This is a genomic window from Bacillus sp. FDAARGOS_1420 (assembly GCF_019344915.1).
Taxonomy (GTDB): Bacteria; Bacillota; Bacilli; order Bacillales; family Bacillaceae_G; genus Bacillus_A; species Bacillus_A mycoides.
The window spans coordinates 570,735-587,674 of record NZ_JAHWJB010000002.1 but is presented as its reverse complement, the minus strand read 5'-3'; the positions used below and the strand labels follow the sequence as shown (position 1 = coordinate 587,674).

23 protein-coding genes and 1 other annotated feature (1 of these 24 only partly in view) are annotated in these 16,940 nt (G+C 34.9%); of the genes, 10 read left to right on the top strand and 13 right to left on the bottom strand.

Features of this window, described 5'->3' with window-relative positions; translation table 11 throughout:
* Positions 1-149 (bottom strand) — a binding site (T-box leader); it reaches 80 nt to the left of the window's first position.
* A gap of 15 nt (positions 150-164) precedes the next feature.
* A complete protein-coding gene (gene ilvE / locus I6L50_RS13310) occupies positions 165-1,061 on the bottom strand; it encodes a branched-chain-amino-acid transaminase (RefSeq protein ID WP_002011723.1) in 897 nt (298 codons plus the stop codon).
* 414 nt (positions 1,062-1,475) lie between these two features.
* Here ilvE and I6L50_RS13305 point away from each other — a divergent pair, with 414 nt between their 5' ends.
* Entirely contained in the window at positions 1,476-1,715 is a 240-nt protein-coding gene (locus tag I6L50_RS13305) for a DUF3911 family protein (RefSeq protein ID WP_002011724.1), read from the top strand.
* Between the two features lie 86 nt (positions 1,716-1,801).
* The gene (locus I6L50_RS13300) at positions 1,802-2,041 is read left to right on the top strand and encodes a YkuS family protein (protein WP_002011725.1); all 240 of its coding nucleotides are present in this window, start codon (positions 1,802-1,804) and stop codon (positions 2,039-2,041) included.
* A 428-nt stretch (positions 2,042-2,469) separates the two neighbouring features.
* Here the strand turns inward: I6L50_RS13300 and I6L50_RS13295 are convergent, their stop codons facing one another.
* Both I6L50_RS13295 and ytfJ read right to left on the bottom strand, forming a co-directional pair.
* A complete protein-coding gene (locus I6L50_RS13295; protein ID WP_000608225.1) occupies positions 2,470-2,559 on the bottom strand; it encodes a hypothetical protein in 90 nt (29 codons plus the stop codon).
* A gap of 108 nt (positions 2,560-2,667) precedes the next feature.
* On the bottom strand, positions 2,668-3,075 hold the full coding sequence (gene ytfJ / locus I6L50_RS13290; RefSeq protein ID WP_002030645.1) for a GerW family sporulation protein: 408 nt from the start codon (positions 3,073-3,075) through the stop codon (positions 2,668-2,670).
* 307 nt (positions 3,076-3,382) lie between these two features.
* On the opposite strand from ytfJ, the gene I6L50_RS13285 reads away from it, so the two are divergent.
* Positions 3,383-3,757 carry an imidazole glycerol phosphate synthase gene (locus tag I6L50_RS13285; RefSeq protein WP_080515469.1) on the top strand — a complete coding sequence of 125 codons (375 nt, stop codon included), beginning with the start codon at positions 3,383-3,385 and terminating at the stop codon, positions 3,755-3,757.
* Positions 3,758-3,791: 34 nt separating this feature from the next.
* Here I6L50_RS13285 and I6L50_RS13280 read toward each other — a convergent pair whose 3' ends face one another.
* Positions 3,792-5,135: a TrkH family potassium uptake protein gene (locus I6L50_RS13280; protein ID WP_219301794.1), complete on the bottom strand. Its 1,344-nt coding sequence runs from the start codon at positions 5,133-5,135 to the stop codon at positions 3,792-3,794.
* A gap of 1,189 nt (positions 5,136-6,324) precedes the next feature.
* On the opposite strand from I6L50_RS13280, the gene I6L50_RS13275 reads away from it, so the two are divergent.
* Complete coding sequence (locus I6L50_RS13275; protein WP_002086747.1) at positions 6,325-7,560, top strand: dicarboxylate/amino acid:cation symporter; 1,236 nt, start codon at positions 6,325-6,327, stop codon at positions 7,558-7,560.
* A 22-nt stretch (positions 7,561-7,582) separates the two neighbouring features.
* Here I6L50_RS13275 and I6L50_RS13270 read toward each other — a convergent pair whose 3' ends face one another.
* Both I6L50_RS13270 and I6L50_RS13265 read right to left on the bottom strand, forming a co-directional pair.
* Complete coding sequence (locus tag I6L50_RS13270) at positions 7,583-7,738, bottom strand: hypothetical protein (protein WP_002011733.1); 156 nt, start codon at positions 7,736-7,738, stop codon at positions 7,583-7,585.
* A gap of 153 nt (positions 7,739-7,891) precedes the next feature.
* Positions 7,892-8,311, bottom strand: a complete 420-nt coding sequence (locus I6L50_RS13265; protein ID WP_002166098.1) for a MarR family winged helix-turn-helix transcriptional regulator — start codon at positions 8,309-8,311, stop codon at positions 7,892-7,894.
* A gap of 162 nt (positions 8,312-8,473) precedes the next feature.
* On the opposite strand from I6L50_RS13265, the gene I6L50_RS13260 reads away from it, so the two are divergent.
* Both I6L50_RS13260 and I6L50_RS13255 read left to right on the top strand, forming a co-directional pair.
* Positions 8,474-8,905 (top strand): regulatory YrvL family protein, encoded by a 432-nt coding sequence (locus I6L50_RS13260; RefSeq protein WP_002086749.1) that lies wholly within the window; start codon positions 8,474-8,476, stop codon positions 8,903-8,905.
* A 33-nt stretch (positions 8,906-8,938) separates the two neighbouring features.
* A complete protein-coding gene (locus I6L50_RS13255) occupies positions 8,939-9,526 on the top strand; it encodes a thioredoxin family protein (protein ID WP_219303697.1) in 588 nt (195 codons plus the stop codon).
* A gap of 30 nt (positions 9,527-9,556) precedes the next feature.
* Here I6L50_RS13255 and uppP read toward each other — a convergent pair whose 3' ends face one another.
* A complete protein-coding gene (gene uppP, locus I6L50_RS13250) occupies positions 9,557-10,348 on the bottom strand; it encodes a bacitracin resistance undecaprenyl-diphosphatase (RefSeq protein ID WP_002086752.1) in 792 nt (263 codons plus the stop codon).
* A 182-nt stretch (positions 10,349-10,530) separates the two neighbouring features.
* Between uppP and I6L50_RS13245 the strand changes: the two genes are divergently transcribed.
* From I6L50_RS13245 to I6L50_RS13235, 3 genes are all read left to right on the top strand, one after another.
* Positions 10,531-11,889, top strand: coding sequence for an MATE family efflux transporter (locus tag I6L50_RS13245; protein ID WP_002140955.1), 1,359 nt, complete (start codon positions 10,531-10,533; stop codon positions 11,887-11,889).
* A gap of 76 nt (positions 11,890-11,965) precedes the next feature.
* Entirely contained in the window at positions 11,966-12,139 is a 174-nt protein-coding gene (locus I6L50_RS13240) for a hypothetical protein (protein WP_000343684.1), read from the top strand.
* 18 nt (positions 12,140-12,157) lie between these two features.
* On the top strand, positions 12,158-12,307 hold the full coding sequence (locus I6L50_RS13235; protein ID WP_000743737.1) for a hypothetical protein: 150 nt from the start codon (positions 12,158-12,160) through the stop codon (positions 12,305-12,307).
* Positions 12,308-12,333: 26 nt separating this feature from the next.
* On the opposite strand, the gene I6L50_RS13230 is transcribed toward I6L50_RS13235, so the two are convergent.
* Positions 12,334-12,843: a biotin transporter BioY gene (locus tag I6L50_RS13230; protein ID WP_219301793.1), complete on the bottom strand. Its 510-nt coding sequence runs from the start codon at positions 12,841-12,843 to the stop codon at positions 12,334-12,336.
* Between the two features lie 99 nt (positions 12,844-12,942).
* Between I6L50_RS13230 and I6L50_RS13225 the strand changes: the two genes are divergently transcribed.
* Positions 12,943-13,851 (top strand): aminoglycoside phosphotransferase family protein, encoded by a 909-nt coding sequence (locus I6L50_RS13225; RefSeq protein ID WP_219301792.1) that lies wholly within the window; start codon positions 12,943-12,945, stop codon positions 13,849-13,851.
* Here I6L50_RS13225 and I6L50_RS13220 read toward each other — a convergent pair.
* The 5 genes from I6L50_RS13220 to I6L50_RS13200 all read right to left on the bottom strand — a co-directional run bounded on the left by I6L50_RS13220 (position 13,848) and on the right by I6L50_RS13200 (position 16,870).
* A complete protein-coding gene (locus I6L50_RS13220) occupies positions 13,848-14,009 on the bottom strand; it encodes a hypothetical protein (protein WP_219301791.1) in 162 nt (53 codons plus the stop codon). The two genes, I6L50_RS13225 and I6L50_RS13220, sit on opposite strands and share 4 nt — an antisense overlap.
* A gap of 97 nt (positions 14,010-14,106) precedes the next feature.
* A complete protein-coding gene (locus I6L50_RS13215) occupies positions 14,107-14,880 on the bottom strand; it encodes a hypothetical protein (protein ID WP_002086758.1) in 774 nt (257 codons plus the stop codon).
* Positions 14,881-14,904: 24 nt separating this feature from the next.
* Positions 14,905-15,351, bottom strand: coding sequence for a flavodoxin (locus I6L50_RS13210; protein ID WP_201066551.1), 447 nt, complete (start codon positions 15,349-15,351; stop codon positions 14,905-14,907).
* Entirely contained in the window at positions 15,344-15,508 is a 165-nt protein-coding gene (locus I6L50_RS13205) for a hypothetical protein (RefSeq protein ID WP_181777915.1), read from the bottom strand. Before I6L50_RS13205 ends, I6L50_RS13210 begins: the two co-directional genes overlap by 8 nt.
* Before the next feature lie 183 nt (positions 15,509-15,691).
* The gene (locus I6L50_RS13200) at positions 15,692-16,870 is read right to left on the bottom strand and encodes an amidohydrolase (RefSeq protein WP_201066549.1); all 1,179 of its coding nucleotides are present in this window, start codon (positions 16,868-16,870) and stop codon (positions 15,692-15,694) included.
* Positions 16,871-16,940: the final 70 nt, after the last annotated feature.

Sequence of the window (16,940 nt, the reverse complement as noted above, 5' to 3'; positions counted from 1 at the left end):
TAATAACGGAGCTACCGTCTAAGCCTAAACAAACGTTTCAGCTTAGCACTCAAGGGTGATGTTCGTCGACGTGAACCATCGGTTTCCAGCAACCACCGACTCTCTGTGAGGCTTCACAGTCAACTACTCCTCCCTATCAACGCTTTATCATGTCATAAGAGCTATTATCCAACTTTATTTTCTTCGTAAATTTTCTCTCCATCTTCTACAACTAATTTACGGAATTCTTCTAATAAACGATTCGTATGTGGCCCTGTTCTACCTAAACCAATCGTTCTTCCATCTACTGTCGTAACAGCAATTACTTCAGCAGCTGTTCCTGTTAAAAACACTTCATCAGCTACATATACATCATGCCTTGTAAATAATTCTTCTCTTACGTCATATCCAAGTTTTTCGCCGATTTCTAAAATCGCGTTTCGTGTAATACCTTCTAACGCTCCAGCAGAACTTGGTGGTGTAATTAATTTATTTCCCTTCACAATAAATACATTATCTCCAGAGCCTTCAGCTACATATCCTTGGTCATTTAACATAAGTGCTTCTTGTACTCCAGCTAATTTCGCCTCAATGCGAACTAAAATATTATTTAAGTAATTTAAAGATTTTACTTGTGGCGATAAAACATCCGGGCGATTGCGACGCGTTGCAACTGTTATAATCGGAATCCCTTTTTCATAATATTCTTGTGGAAATAAAGATAATTGCTCTGCAATTACTACTACATTTGGTTTCGTACAAGAATCGGGATCTAATCCCAAGTTCCCAGGTCCTCTTGATACAACGAGGCGGATATATCCATTAGATAGTTTGTTTTGTCGAATCGTTTCAACAACGATTTTCGTTGCTTCTTCTAACGTATATGGAATTTCTAACATGATGGATTTCGCTGATTCATATAACCGGACAAGATGCTCTCTCAAACGGAAAACATTACCGCTATATACCCTAATTCCTTCGAACACTCCATCGCCATATAAATAGCCATGATCATATACTGAAACCTTTGCTTCGTCTTTTGGAACAAATTCTCCATTTAAGAAAATCCACTGCTCGTTCACTTGAAAGCGCCCCCTATGTTCTATGAGTTTTTTATTGTTTCCTAGTCTACTCTCCTTTTCAAATAAATCAAGTGAATTTTTAGAAAATTTTTAATTTTTAATCGTACGTACATCTTTGTTTATATTGATTTAATAACATTGTTAACGTTTACAAAAAGTCAAAAAATTTTTTCGTCAAATTCTACTAAAAAAATATTTGTTTAAAAGAAGGGTTTTCGCCAATTGATACGAATCTATTGTATTCAATAAACGGACGTCCGATTTTATAAATCCGGGAATATACAACGACTTTTGGTGAAAAAGGGGGGAAATAACAAAAATAACGCTGTCTAAAAATAACATTCATATTTTTCATTTAGTAATCATAATCCTATTTTTAAAAAACAATTTGTCAAATTGAAGGAGGAAATAACAATGGCGTGTGTACAAATTAAAGGAACGAGACAAGAGGTAGTAGAAATGCTACAACTATTTGATCTAATGGATACGAAAGGATTTTGTAAATTCGATAATTACGTTGAAGTAGAACCAAATAGTAGGAAACATAACAACTACACAGCTTCAATCGATATTCAGTCTAATAACAGTTCAGCACAAGATACATTAAATGATCAATTCGTTAGTCAAATGCTTACTGGTGTATATAACGACTAAACAAATATTCTCTTCCTACCATCTTTTCATAAATATATGCTATGGACTTGAGCATACTAGCAACTAGATGGTAGGAGGTGAAAATTATGGCTAGAATTGGTGTTGAGAACTCTTTAACAGATGTTCAACAAGCTCTTCAGCAACAAGGACATGAAGTCGTTTCACTTAACTCTGAAAATGATGCACATGGGTGTGATTGTTGCGTTGTAACCGGGCAAGATTCTAATATGATGGGCATTGCAGATACATCGATAAAAGGATCTGTAATTAAAGCACATGGTTTAACAACAGATGAAATTTGTCAGCAAGTTGAAAACCGCACTTAATCATTTTTATCACATTATTTGTGAGCTAACATGTAAAGGGAATGGAATGGTCCCACTGATTATAGTTTCAATTTATTTATAGAAAGAGGGCTCCTTTTCAAAAGGAGCCCTCTTTTTTATATTCACCTAACGGGAAAGTAACATATACTGGATGAAAGCCCTACCTCTCTCTCATCATTACGGTTCCACTGACCGCTCCTTGATTCACTAGTATACATATAAAGCTTACATATACAATTTATAGGGTTTGTTCACAAAAGTTGTTGGTAAGACTACCCGATCTTTCGCAAACTTTTCGTATTATATTCATAAGATTTATTTACTTTACACTAGCTTTAACCGAGACACGAATTAAAATTTTAACACCAATACAATAACTTGTCAACATTTTTTACAAATTAAAAACAGACATTAACGGTTTGTCTGTTTTAGAATGGAGCTTTTTCTTTTATTACATATACAACAAAACCGCTTACTAACATACATAAGCCAACTACTAAGTTTTTGATATTAATCATAAATTCCTCTCCCTTATTCCACACATCATATATATTTACAGTTCAATTATTCCGATCGTCATAAAGCGCACTTTTTCTAATATATCATAATTCCTAAAAAATGCAAGTTCACTTTTGGCGACCATTCACAAATTTATCCACAGTGCTTGGCACAGTATTTAACGCTTTTTCAATTAAATGTGTACTACTATTGAGATGCAACACTTGCACACCGTTAGAACCAACTACTAAAAAAGCAACTGGGCTAATAGAAACCCCAGCCCCGCTTCCGCCTCCGAATGGATGACTTTGCTTGTTCTCTTTATGCTGCCCTTGTCCACCGTTATGTTTTTCGGAAATAAAATCACCTTTAAAGTCACTTCCACCAGCTCCAAAACCAAAAGCCACTTGAGATACTGTTAATACTACATTTCCGTCAGCTGTTGAAACCGGACTTCCAACAATCGTATTTACATCTACCATCTCTTTTAAATTTGTCATTGCTGTTTTCATTAAATTTTCAATTGGATGTTCCATTATGTACTACACCCTTTCCTCATTATTCTTTTTTATACTTTCCAAAATAGAGGAAGTCATACTAAGTTTTCCTATTTTGAAAAAATATTTTCCACTTTTCAATTGGATATTACTCCCTGTACAAGTTCGGATAAAGTGAAACTTTAATCAGTGGAGGTTTTGTTCATCCCCCACTGATTATTAGCCCACACCAATCGGGCGTTTACGAGCCGCAGGGCTCCAGCCAAATTTTGAGGTGGGAGTCTTACTGCTCGCAAATAGCGGGATAAAAACAGTAAAGAGAAACATACTACTATTGAACCTTGTTATGAAAGGAGTCCTTACTTTGACTGAGAAATTTGATGAATATAAAAAAAGAGATCGAATAGATAGTGATTATAAAGAAGAATACGCAGCTGAAGTTGCACCACAGCATATCGATTATGATGATAAAGATAACGATGATGTAAGATCGTCTGCAGCTGGATCGACTGCTGGTTTCATTGCTCTTGCCTTAGCAATATTATCATTATTCACATTCCCAACACTATTTGGTCTTGTGTCTGTTCTACTTGGTATTTACGCTTATAATCGCGGGGCTACTGTAACTGGTGGTACCGCTGCCATTGTGGGTGGTATCGCTGCACTCATTGCGATTTTATTCCGAGTGGCGCTTATTGGTTTATTGTTCTCTCTTTTTTAAAAAGAAAAAGGTATCTCGCTTTATGCGGGATACCTTATCCTGTAAATACATCTTCTGATGGATATTTAATTTTTTGTTTTGCTGGTCGTGCCAAAGAGAAAACAAGTGTTAACGGTCCGATTAATCCACAAAACATAACAAACATAATAATACATTTTCCAAACGCCGATAGCTTCGCAGTAATCCCCATTGTTAACCCTACTGTACCAAACGCTGAAATTGTCTCAAATAATAACTGAATAAAACTGAAGTCTTCTGTAAGCATTAATACAAATACCGCTGTAAAAATAAGTATTTGACTAGCAACGACAATTGCTAACGCTCTCGTTACTGTCGACATTTTAATCGTACGCTGAAATAAAACAAAATCCTCTTTCTTTCTAAAGAAAGAAAGAACTGATGTAATTAAAATAACGAATGTCGTTAACTTAATTCCACCGCCTGTCGATACACTTCCCGCGCCAATAAACATTAATACCATTGTAAATAGTATCGATGACTCCTCCATTCCCCCATAATCTACCGTGTTAAAACCAGCTGTACGAGGTGTAATTCCTTGGAAGAACGCAGCCCATAATTTTCCATTTAAAGATAAGTGCCCCAAAGTCTTCACATTATTATATTCCAATACAAAAATCACAATCATCGCAATAACATTAAGTGCTATCGTTCCAACAATCATGATTTTGGAGTGCAGTGATAATTTTCGGAAACTACGGCTATACCATATATCAATTAATACCGTAAATCCTAACCCTCCTATTACAATTAAAGAACAAATCCCAATATTAATAATAGGATCTCCTACATATCTTGTTAAATTATCTGGCCAAAGCGCAAAGCCGGCATTATTATATGACGCAATAACGTGAAAAATACTATAGTATAAACCTTTTCCAAAACCAAACTCTGGAATAAAGCGAATCGATAAAAAGATAACTCCAATTAGCTCAATACAAATAGAAAAAATAAAAACACGTTTTACTAATTTCACAAGACCACCAATATTTGTTTGATTAAATGCTTCTCCAATTAATAATCGGTGGCGTAAACCAATTTTTTTCCCTAATACCCAAACAATTAAAATGGCTATCGTCATAAGACCGAGACCACCCGTTTGAATTAAAAACATAATAACAATTTCACCAAACATCGTAAACGTACTCGCAGTATCTACAACACCTAAACCAGTTACAGTCGCTGCCGACGTAGCTGTAAAGAAAGCATCTACCCAACTAATATGTACTTTCGTTGCAAACGGTAACTTTAATAACAATCCTCCGACCACAATTAAACAAAAAAAGCCTAATGCTAAAATTTGTGGTGGATTCAATCGTATAAAACGATTATACAACCCTTGTTTTTTTGCTACTTCCATATCACTAACTCCCTTTATCAAGTGAAGCTTTTATCCCTTCATAAATAAAGACTCTTTAAGAGCCTACAAGTAGCGGGATAAACCTTATATTCTTATAATATAGTTGAGCATAATCCTTTTTTTCATAGATTTCAACTTTTATTTATATTCAGACTCCTATCGTTTTACAAAAGAATATTTTCTATTATATCCCTTTTCAAATCCCCATATCTTTCACTCCATGTTCACACGAGGGTCACACCTACCTTTTATAGTATATGTATCGGAGCTGTTCCTCCCTAATTTATAAGACATTCCCCAGTGTCTTGAACAGCTTTCCATCCCTAATTAAATTGACATAAATTGTCCCCTTTCCTTGACCATCCTATATGTGATGGTCTTATTTTTTTATTCTTTCTATCTTTTATTTGAAACTCCCTCTCTCCTTCACTCCATGTTCACACGAGGGTCACATCCATCTTTTATAGTATATGTATCGAAGCTGTTCCTCCCTAATTTATAAGACATTCCCCAGTGTCTTTGAATAGCTTCCATCCCTAATTAAATTGACATAAATTGTCCCCTTCCCTTGACCATCCTATATGTGATGGTCTTATTTTTTTATTCTTTCTATCTTTTATTTGAAACTCCCTCTCTCTTTCACTCCATGTTCACACGAGGATCACATCTACCTTTTATAGTATACGTATCGGAGCTGTTCCTCCCTAATTTATAAGACATTCCCCAGTGTCTTGAACAGCTTTCCATCCCTAATTAAATTGACATAAATTGTCCCCTTCCCTTGACCATCCTATATGTGATGGTCTTATTTTTTTATTCTCTCTTTCTTCTTACTTAAAACTCCCTCTCTCTTTCACTCTATGTTCACATCTAGACCACATCCACCTTTTATAGTATATGTATCGGAGCTGTTCCTCCCTAATTTATAAGACATTCCCCAGTGTCTTTGAATAGCTTCCATCCCTAATTAAATTGACATAAATTGTCCCCTTCCCTAGCCCATCATGTGATGGTCTATTTTTTTTCCAAATACATAAATGTATTCTTTCCACATATTTCAACAAAACTGGACTATATACGTTGAAATAGACAACTTTATACTAAATATTCAGAAAATATTGTCAAAATAGGTATTTTTTCGGTATAATTACTTTAGAAAGCAATTTTACAAAAACAAGGGGGGCTTTTATTGAAACAAACAAAGGCAATCTTAATTGCATTATTTCTCGGTCTAGTTGTCGGACTCACTTTAAATTTAGCTGCTCCATCTATTTTTGAGCCATTGAATCAATATGTGTTCAATCCACTTGGTCAATTGTTTATCCGACTTATTAAAATGCTAGTTGTTCCTGTTGTGTTCATTTCTATCGTACTCGGGGCTGCTGGTCTTGGAGATCCGAAACAACTTGGAAGAATTGGTTTAAAATCAATTTCATTCTTTCTCGTAACAACAGCTGTCGCTATCTCTATTGCAGTTACATTTGCACTTATCATAAAACCAGGAGCTGGCGGTAACTTTAAAACAGACGGGCTTAAGTATGAAGGTGCAAAAACTGAAACATCTTTCGTTGATACATTGCTGAATATTGTGCCAGATAATCCAGCAAAAGCGATGGCTGATGGGAACATGCTACAAATTATTGCCTTTGCCGCATTGATCGGACTCGGTTTAGCTGTTTTAGGAAAACGAGTTCAAGGTGTCCATTCATTACTTGAACAGGGCAACGAATTAATGATGTATCTTGTTAATCTCGTCATGAAATTAGCTCCAATCGGAACATTCGGGTTGCTCGCTTCGTCCGTTGGTAAAATGGGTCTTGCAGGCGTCGCTGCGATGTTCAAGTATATGATTGTCGTTATGTTGGTACTCATTATTCACGGTGTCTTCGTATACGGCGGCTTATTAAAGGTACTAGCCAAAGAAAGTATTATTCGTTTCTTTAAACATTTCGGTCCGGTAATGGCAATTGGGTTTAGTACATCTAGCTCTAATGCGTCCCTTCCATTTGCCATGAAAACCGCCCAAGAAAAACTTGGAGTTCCAAAAGCGATAAGCTCTTTTGTACAACCACTAGGTGCAACGATTAATATGGATGGTACTGCTATTATGCAAGGGGTAGCAACTGTATTTATCGCTCAAGTATACGGCGTTGAACTTACATTACCACAATTAGCTATGGTCGTATTAACTGCTGTACTAGCTAGTATCGGTACTGCAGGTGTACCAGGTGTTGGACTAGTGATGCTTACGATGGTTTTAAATCAAGTAAATCTACCAGTAGAAGGCATTGCTTTAATTATCGGTATTGACCGCATTCTAGATATGTCTAGAACTGCTGTAAATATTTCCGGTGATGCAATTTGTGCAATGATTGTTGCAAAATCAGAAGAAAAATATAATACTGATCAATCTGCAGCATCTTAAATCAAAAAAGGAGTGAATCATTTCACTCCTTTTTTGATTTACTTCCTTTTTTCGAACGATATTCTTTTCCTTTATTATCATTTCCCGTTTCAAATTCAGTACTAAACTCCTGCTGGAATTGCCCTGATTTTGGTGAACCTTGATTTCCACTTCCTTGACTACCATTACGATTCGTCATATTTCTGCCTCCTTCCTTTATTAGTAGTATGGCGCTCTATCTTTTTTCATACACATTTTATTTTTTATCATCTATTACACACAGAAGAAGACCTTCCATATATGAGGAAGGTCTTCTTTTTAATTAGGTAAGCGTTTTCTTATTTGTAATTATTTAAATAAGTTTTTTAGAAATAGATATCATTATATCCATTTCATCTTCTGAAAGTGCGGAGAATCTTTCTTGTAAATATTTCTTTTTCTCCCCTTCCATTTTCGCAACTAAATCTTTCCCTTGTTCTGTAATCTCCAAATATACAACTCGGCGATCTGACGTAGAGCGTGAACGAGTTACAAAACCTTTATTAATTAATTTTTCTGTAACAGCTGTAATATGACTATTCGACACATTTAACTCATTCGCTACACGTGATACCATTTCTTTATTCGTACGATTCAATATTCTAAGGACGATGAACTCATTCCACGGTATGTAACCACCAAATATTTTTCCAATATCATTACGCAACGTGCGGAACATAGCAAAAACATTTGTCGATAGTTCTTCCATTAATTGCTCTCGATTTTGAGACAATTTTGACAGCCCCTTTTATTTCATTTAGTTAAATAAAAACCTTATTAATAATTTTACACGAAATCTTACTTTTTGTCACCTTATTTTCCCATAATTCGTAGTTTTTTAATAGATATTTCATGGTACAATGAAATTGATTTTCCAGAAAAAGGAGTTGGGGTAATGAGTGAAGAAGACAAACTTTCTAATCTCAGTCTAAAAGATAAGACTATTATTATTAGTGTTGTTATTCTTATTCTCATTATATTCTTTGCATTTATATTTTTTGTATATGTAGGAATCTTTCATATTACAGGTATAGAATATTCATCAAGAACAGCTCTACTACTCTTTTTTTTACTCATTCTTTTATTAGACGGTATTACATATTTTATATTCATTTTCTTTAAAGTGCTCCTACATCCAATGATGACAAGTATGCCCAATTGGCTCTCAATTGCTCTGCTCTCTATAATTGAAATTACGTTAGATTGGTTTGTCATACATACCGCCGATGACTGGATAGAGAGTGTACAAATGTCCAACATAGCTGAATTATGTGTCGCACTATTCCTTTACACACTAAATAAATTATTTAGTGATAAGAAAGAGTAAGAATACAAGCTTTTCTATATAAAAATTGGTACAATAAAAATAAATCATACTAAAGAGGTGTTACTTATGAACTTACTACAATGGGCTGATAAAGGTATGTCCTTTGATACATATGTGAATGAAATGAAAGTAAACCAATACGAGCTACTACACATTTACAATAATTTTTTAATTCCAAATGAATTACTTCCTATATTAGAAGAACGCCAAAATGATGGCTGGCGTGTTATCGTATTAACAGCTGATTGGTGCGGTGATGCTCTTTTATGTGTACCTGTTATGAAACGAATTTCTGAAGTTGCAAATATTGATATGCGGTTATTAATTCGCGATGAAAACTTAGATTTAATGGATCAATACTTAACAAACGGAACAGCACGTGCGATTCCAATCTTTATTTTCATTGATAAAGACGGAAATGAACAAGCCGTCTTTGGACCACGAGCTCCAAAAATACAAGAATTAGTAACTTCAATGCGCGCTACATTACCTGAAAAAGAAGATCCAACATTCGAAGAGAAACAAAAAGAAATGTATGCTAATTTCCGTGCTACATTAGCTGATGATACTTCTCTTTGGGAACATGTAATGGAAAGCATGATTGAGAGAGTAGTAAAATAAAAAACCTGCCGATTTCGGCAGGTTTTTTTATTACATAATGAAGAAATAGAATACCGCAGCTAAAATGAAACGGTAGTAAGCGAACGGTGTTAGTTTTACACGACCTAATAATTTTAAGAATGAAACAATTGCAAGCATCGCAACAACGAATGCTGTAATAAATCCAGTTGCAAATAACGGTATATCAGCCGCGCTTAATATATCCCAGCTTTTAATTAAATCTAAGGCACTTGCAGCTACCATCATTGGCACCGCTAGAATAAATGTATATTCCGCTGCCGCTGTATGCGAAACACGTGCTAATAAACCACCACTTATTGTTGATCCAGAACGAGAAAATCCTGGCCAAAGTGCTAAACATTGGAACATTCCGATTGTAAATGCTTGCTTATATGTGATTTCATCTAACGTTCTTGCTGTACTTGGTTTTGAAAACTTCTCAGCAACAATCATTAAAATACCACCAGCTACTAAGCTAATAACAACCGGTCCTGGACCGAATAAAACTTCTTTAATTGCACTATGGAATAATACGCCGAGTATGCCGGCAGGAATCATCCCGATAATAATATGTAATAAATTTAACGATGGTCCATCAGTTACTTTCCCTATTCCAACTAATGACCATAGACGTTTCCAAAATATAACAACAACTGCTAAAATCGATCCCAATTGGATTACAACTTCAAAAACTTTCGCTCTATCGTCTTCAAATCCAATTAAGTGTCCTGTTAAAATCATATGTCCTGTTGATGATACTGGTAAAAACTCTGTTAAACCTTCAACAGCACCCATGATTAATCCAATTAGCCAATCAGCCACAAGTAGTGCCTCCTTAATAACGAATATGTAATTTTTTCACACCTTATCATAATACCTTATCCCTTTTCAAAGTGCATCCTTTTTTTATTGATTTTATTTGTTGTATACGCTTATTTCTTTTCTATTTTTTGATTAAATTGTATGATAATAAGAGTTTGTTTTTTACGTTGAAAGGGGATTTTATGAAAGAAACTACTTCATTCTCACAAAAGTTAAAGCAATTTTTATTACTCTTTTTCCCGATTTTTGTAACGCAAATGTCATTATTTGCGATGAGCTTTTTTGATACGACAATGTCAGGACATGCGAGTCCTATTGATTTAGCGGGTGTTGCTATCGGAACAAGTATATGGCTTCCCGTTAGTACCGGCTTAACAGGAATTTTAATGGCTACTACTCCTATTGTTGCACAGCTCGTTGGATCAAAGAAAAAGGAGGACGTTCCCCACATTGTCATACAAGCAGTATATTTAGCAATTTGTGCTAGTTTCGTTGTTATCCTTATCGGATTCTTCGCTGTTTCACCTATTTTAAATGGCATGCAATTAGAAGAACCCGTGGAACGTATTGCAGCACAATTTTTAATTATTATCGCGATTGGAATTATCCCTTTATTTACTTACACCGTCTTACGTGGATTTATTGATGCATTAGGAAAAACTCGAACAACGATGATTATTACATTACTATCATTACCAATTAATGTAGTATTAAATTACTTATTAATTTTTGGTCACTTTGGCTTTCCAAAACTCGGTGGTGTTGGTGCGGCAATCGCTTCTGCAGCAACATATTGGTGTATTTTAATTATTACGGTTATTATTATTCGTACGAAAGAGCCTTTCGCTTCTTTCAATATCTTTAAACAGTTATACCGTCCTTCCTTTACAATTTGGAAGGAATTCCTGAAACTTGGCGTCCCTATCGGATTTGCTATCTTTTTTGAGACGAGTATTTTCGCTGCGGTAACACTTATGATGAGTAATTTTAGTACGACAACAATAGCAGCACATCAAGCAGCTATGAACTTTGCTTCCTTGTTATATATGACTCCTTTAAGTTTAGCAATGGCAATGACGATAGCCGTTGGATTTGAAGTTGGAGCAAAACGATACAATAATGCGAAACAATATGGATTTATCGGAATTGGGTTAGCCCTTGCTTTCGCTCTTTTATATTCAATCCTTCTTTATTTCTTTGATGATGAAATTGCTTCTATTTATACGACAAATGCAAATGTCCATCATTTAGCTAAAGAATTTCTTATATTCGCGATTTTATTTCAAATTTCAGATGCGATTGCAACTCCAGTACAAGGAGCACTTCGTGGTTATAAAGACGTAAATGTTGCCTTAATTATGACATTAATAGCTTATTGGGTAATAGGTCTACCTCTTGGCTACATGTTAGCAACTTATACTGACTGGGCAGCAAAAGGTTATTGGATCGGTCTTATTATCGGTCTAGCATTTGGAGCAATCTTCCTGCTTATCCGTCTCTTTCAAGTACAAAGAAAATATACAACGCAAAGCAGCCGCTAATGATATAGCGGCTGTTTTCTTCATGCATATTTTTTCTTGTAACGTGTAACATAATGAAAAAGAAAGGTGGATACATATGGACGAAAAACAAAAGAAACAATCATTCGATGAAGAATTCGCCCCTGAAATTTCACCTGGATATCGGCAAGATGTACATAAGCCACCTAAATATAAAAACACTTCTTTTTTAATGGGCATTACCATTTTCGCAGCTGTATTACTCGTGCTCATCATTTTCGTCTATTTTTAAAGAAGGGTGGTCTATTATATGAAGAAACAAGATTCAAATCGTTCAAAAAGAACTGTTAAAACAGAAAAAGGATATGCAGGAGATTCTGTTCATACACTGAAACAAGTTGAGCAAGGAAACTTATACATTGCTCAAAAAGAACTTGGGCAACAAAATGAAAATCTTTAAAATCCCTCTTTTCCTTGAGGGATTTTTTATTGTACATACTGCTTTTGATCTAACACCATAAATATACTATTAACCTTTACAATTTTCATGTCATAATTTAATTTCATTTCACTTCTCTTGCCATTTTCAATACCAGTAACGTACGCTACAGCATGATAGCGAAAACTCTCATCTGTCTCTTCACGTATCTCTTCGTTTGTAAATTTATACTCTAAATCCCGAAAACGGTTTGGGTAATAATTTTCTATTAGCTGTTCATACCCTCTATTTACAAATATTTCTTCACCTTTTCGTTTCACATCTTCTTTATTATTAAACTCAAACACTGCTAGTTGCGCTGTCACAAAGTGTTCTCCTACATTTTTCTTTTCTTTATGAGTTAAAGTTTCTATACTTTTGTTCTTTAATTCCTTATTTAACTCGTAGCGATCTATCGGTTTAAAAGTGGCAAAAACCTCCTCTTTATATGACCAAAACAATCCAAAAGCGATACATAGAGAAATGATTAATATTCTTTTCTTCGTAATGCACCCCACCCTCCTCCATAATGATAGTTATATTTTAACATATAGAAAGAAAATTCTGATATCATAAAGTGGAATAACCTACCTTTAACTTAGAAACGAGGAACAATTATGGACTCTTACAAACAATATATAAAAGAAGCTCTGCCCGGTCTTTCTATACATTCATATAAACAAAATGAAGAAGGTTGGGATAATATAGCGGTTATTATAAATGACGAACTACTATTTCGTTTCCCGCGAAAACTTGAATATGCACAGCGAATTCCGTTAGAAAAAGAACTGTGCACTATTCTTTCTCATTCATTACAAGAAATCGAGATTCCTAAGTATCATTTATTGTATAAGAATAATTGTAATACCGTTCCATTTTGTAGCTATTATCCTCTCATTCACGGTGAACCGTTAACAACTGAAATAGTTACCAAGCTAGAGAAAAAAGAATTGAAAGCAATCATTACACAATTAGCCACTTTCCTTGCGGCTTTACATAGTATTCCTTTAAGACGTGTTGAAACGCTAGGATTCCCTATCGAAAAAACACTTATCTACTGGAAAGAGCTACAAACAAAATTAAATCAATATCTTACTAACAATCTTACTTCATTACAGAAATCAGCCTTAAATCGTTTATTCGAAAATTTCTTTGCCAATATAGCTAAATCTACCTTTCAAAATACAATCATTCATGCTGACTTTACACATAATCACATTTTATTTAACAACCTGCACAAAAACATTTCAGGTGTTATCGATTTTGGAGATGCTCAAATTGGCGATCCCGCTTTTGATTTCGCTGGGCTATATTATGATTTCGGTCATGAGTTTACTACATCTGTATATGAACAATACAGTGCACTTATTTCTCACCGCGATCCATTACTCATTCACCGCATCACTACCTTTTATCAATACAGCCCTTTACTACATAACCTTATTTATAACATTGAAACAAACAACGAAATAACATTAAAGAAGAATGAAGAACAGCTTAAAGCAATACTACAGGGACGAGATTAAATTCTCTCCCTATACTCTCTCTCCTCATACATCATTAACCTTTTATCCATTTCAACAATAACTTTATACAATTGAAACGCCTGTAAAATTTGCAGTTGAATTCCAAAAGGAGCATTCTGTTCTTTTAACCATTGAAATACTGCCGTTTCATCTTTCATTGATTATTCCTCCCCTTATTAAAATCTGCTACAAATATACGGTAAATGATGAAAAGCTTTTCATGTCAATAATAAAAAGGATGCAAATTTGCATCCTTTAATGTACTATATTTTTCTTCTGCTTCGCTTCTTTCTTTACTTCTTCCCTTTGGCATTCACTACGAAACGCACAACTCATACACTCAGAACGAAAATGACGCTCTGTATAGTGCTCAGGTTGCTGCAACATTTCTTTCATTCTAAATAAATCATCCATTCCAGTTATAATATCTTCCTGCTTTGGAATGTACTCATACTTAGTTCCTTCTATTAAATTAATAACTTCAATTTTCCCTGGAAGAATACCGAAAGCTTTATAACTGAATACTGTCATTAGCTTCTGACAAAGAGCAAGCATTTCCTCATCCGCATCGACAACATACTTTTTAATTACAAACGATTCAGTACTCCACTCACCAACTTCAAATGTCAATGACATGTGGACACCTAACTCTTCCATATATGTTTGAAACTTCTCATATAAAAATAACGGCGGTGCCTGACTATCATCCCTTTCAACAAACTGTAATAAGTGATCAGTTAGCTTCGCTAAAACAATATAGTACTCCGCCTTTGAAGCAAACATATTAATCCTTACTTTTTTCCAATACTTTTCTATTAATATTAAAAGTACAATTTTCGTTTGTTGGCCCGCAGGTAGCGTGTAATATTCATTAATAATTTGATTCACAATCATTTGCGCTATTTGTTGCCATTCAAATGAAGAAGGTTCTCTTCTTTTTATATGACGGAAATAAAATTTGTGTGGACAACGCATAAAATCATACAAATGGTAATCTGTCATCGTTTTGATTGAGATTTTTTCATGCAATTGCTCTTCATCTCCCTTCTGCCATTAAGAAAGGTGTTTTACGAATTCAGCTCCAAACTGTAAACATTTTTCTACATCTTCATCTTCTGGCGTTAATTCTACTTTCAATCCTTCTAACACAACTGCTGCCCCGCGCTCCTGCAGCTTTTCTATTAAAATATCAACCGCTAACCCGTATTTTGGATAAGCCGAATCACAAGAACCGAATGCAGCTGCTTTTTTACCAGTTAAGTTAATAGAATCCATTGCATCATAAAAATCTAAAAAATCATCAGGAAGATCACCATCTCCCCAAGTATAAGCACCTAAAATAATACCGTCGTATTGCTCTAATATAGAAGCTTCTGGTGTATCCATAATATCAATTACTTCAATCTCATTTTCTGTTTCACGAATCGCACCCGCAATATGGTCAGCCATTTCCTCTGTATTTCCACTCATACTTGCAAAAATCATTACTAACTTACTCAACTGAACCTCTCCTTTTACCTTGTATCTCTTTTTCTGTTTGAAGTGTACTCTTCTCACCTACATATTCAGAACGAATTATATTTCGTTGCCATTCAATATGCTTATCAACATCTTTATTTTTTAATTCCCTTCGTAAAAGGTGAAATGTTTTTCTCATTAAGGTTCCTCATCTATTTTATTGATAATAATTATCAATTTCAATAACTATTTTTTAAAAAATAGTTAAAATGTACAAGCTTGTCCGTTAGCTATTCATATACTATAAATGAGCATAGTTCTTTCTCAGCCCTCTCTGACGGAAGAAATAAAAGCAACTGCAATAGAGTGCAGTTGCCTTTTTTTATGCTTTATCAATTTCTAGTAGTCTTATAGTTGTCTCTAAAAATAGTTCCACTCCATTAATTAAAGCCGATTCATCCACATCAAATTTCGGATGATGATGTGGATAACAAGTATCAATGTTTTTATTCCCTGTTCCTAATTTAATGAAACAACCAGGTGCTTTTCTTAAATACGCTGAAAAATCTTCCCCTCCCATAGAAGGTTCAAGATGCACAATACGCTGATTTCCGAACAATTTTATCGCACTTTTTTCTACTATTTTCGTAATGTACTCATTATTAACAACTGGATCATATCCGTAACGATACGTATATGTATAATCTCCCCCATGTGCTTCTGTAATTCCTTTTACAATTTGCTCAATTTTCTCTTTTGCTTCCTCTCTTAATGTTTGATTAAAAGATCGAACAGTTCCCATTAAAGCTGCTGCACTAGGAATGATATTATCGGCCATCCCCCCATGAAATTGTGTAACTGACACTACTCTATGCATAAAAGCACTTGTATTTCTTGATACGATATGTTGTAAATTTGTAATAATTTGTGCTCCGATAGCAATAGGATCTATCGTTTCTTCTGGTCGTGCCGCGTGACCACCCTTTCCTAAAATTTCAATTGTAAATACGTCTGGTGCTGCCATCATAGGGCCATATACAATTCCTATCTTTCCACTTTCTAATCCAGACATAACGTGCAAACCTACTACATAATCGACGCCGTCCATAACACCGGCCTCCACCATTTCTTGTCCACCACCGGGATACACTTCCTCTGCGTGCTGAAAGAACAGACGGATTTCGCCTGCAAAATCTTCCTTCATATTTGCTATCGTCTCTGCTGTACTTAATAAAATAGCTGCGTGAGCATCATGCCCGCATGCATGCATTATTCCTTTATGCACAGACGTATAAGGTTTCCTTGTCTCCTCTTGGATTGGTAAAGCATCTATATCAGCTCGAATCGCAACTACTTTCCCTTGTTGCCTTCCTCTTTTAATTGCTAGCACACTGTACTCCGTTGGTCTCGTTACTTCAAAAGAAGAAAATGAGCATAATGTTTCATATATAAATTGCGAAGTTTCTTTTTCATGAAACGATAATTCCGGATACTTATGGAAATGCCGTCTCCATTTAATGATATTTTCCTCTGAAATAAAACTCCTCCACTCTCTTTTCATAATAATTACCTCCTTTTAAAAGGCTCTATACCTTGAAAATGTACTAAGTACCCAGTGATTATTAACCCAC

Coding starts and splice junctions, on each gene's coding strand:
- I6L50_RS13305 (WP_002011724.1), top strand. CDS start 1,476: ATGGCGTGTGTACAAATTAAAGGAACGAGACAAGAGGTAGTAGAAATG.
- I6L50_RS13300 (WP_002011725.1), top strand. CDS start 1,802: ATGGCTAGAATTGGTGTTGAGAACTCTTTAACAGATGTTCAACAAGCT.
- I6L50_RS13295 (WP_000608225.1), bottom strand. CDS start 2,559: ATGATTAATATCAAAAACTTAGTAGTTGGCTTATGTATGTTAGTAAGC.
- ytfJ (WP_002030645.1), bottom strand. CDS start 3,075: ATGGAACATCCAATTGAAAATTTAATGAAAACAGCAATGACAAATTTA.
- I6L50_RS13285 (WP_080515469.1), top strand. CDS start 3,383: ATGAAAGGAGTCCTTACTTTGACTGAGAAATTTGATGAATATAAAAAA.
- I6L50_RS13280 (WP_219301794.1), bottom strand. CDS start 5,135: ATGGAAGTAGCAAAAAAACAAGGGTTGTATAATCGTTTTATACGATTG.
- I6L50_RS13270 (WP_002011733.1), bottom strand. CDS start 7,738: ATGACGAATCGTAATGGTAGTCAAGGAAGTGGAAATCAAGGTTCACCA.
- I6L50_RS13260 (WP_002086749.1), top strand. CDS start 8,474: ATGAGTGAAGAAGACAAACTTTCTAATCTCAGTCTAAAAGATAAGACT.
- I6L50_RS13245 (WP_002140955.1), top strand. CDS start 10,531: ATGAAAGAAACTACTTCATTCTCACAAAAGTTAAAGCAATTTTTATTA.
- I6L50_RS13240 (WP_000343684.1), top strand. CDS start 11,966: ATGGACGAAAAACAAAAGAAACAATCATTCGATGAAGAATTCGCCCCT.
- I6L50_RS13235 (WP_000743737.1), top strand. CDS start 12,158: ATGAAGAAACAAGATTCAAATCGTTCAAAAAGAACTGTTAAAACAGAA.
- I6L50_RS13225 (WP_219301792.1), top strand. CDS start 12,943: ATGGACTCTTACAAACAATATATAAAAGAAGCTCTGCCCGGTCTTTCT.
- I6L50_RS13220 (WP_219301791.1), bottom strand. CDS start 14,009: ATGAAAGATGAAACGGCAGTATTTCAATGGTTAAAAGAACAGAATGCT.
- I6L50_RS13205 (WP_181777915.1), bottom strand. CDS start 15,508: ATGAGAAAAACATTTCACCTTTTACGAAGGGAATTAAAAAATAAAGAT.
- I6L50_RS13200 (WP_201066549.1), bottom strand. CDS start 16,870: ATGAAAAGAGAGTGGAGGAGTTTTATTTCAGAGGAAAATATCATTAAA.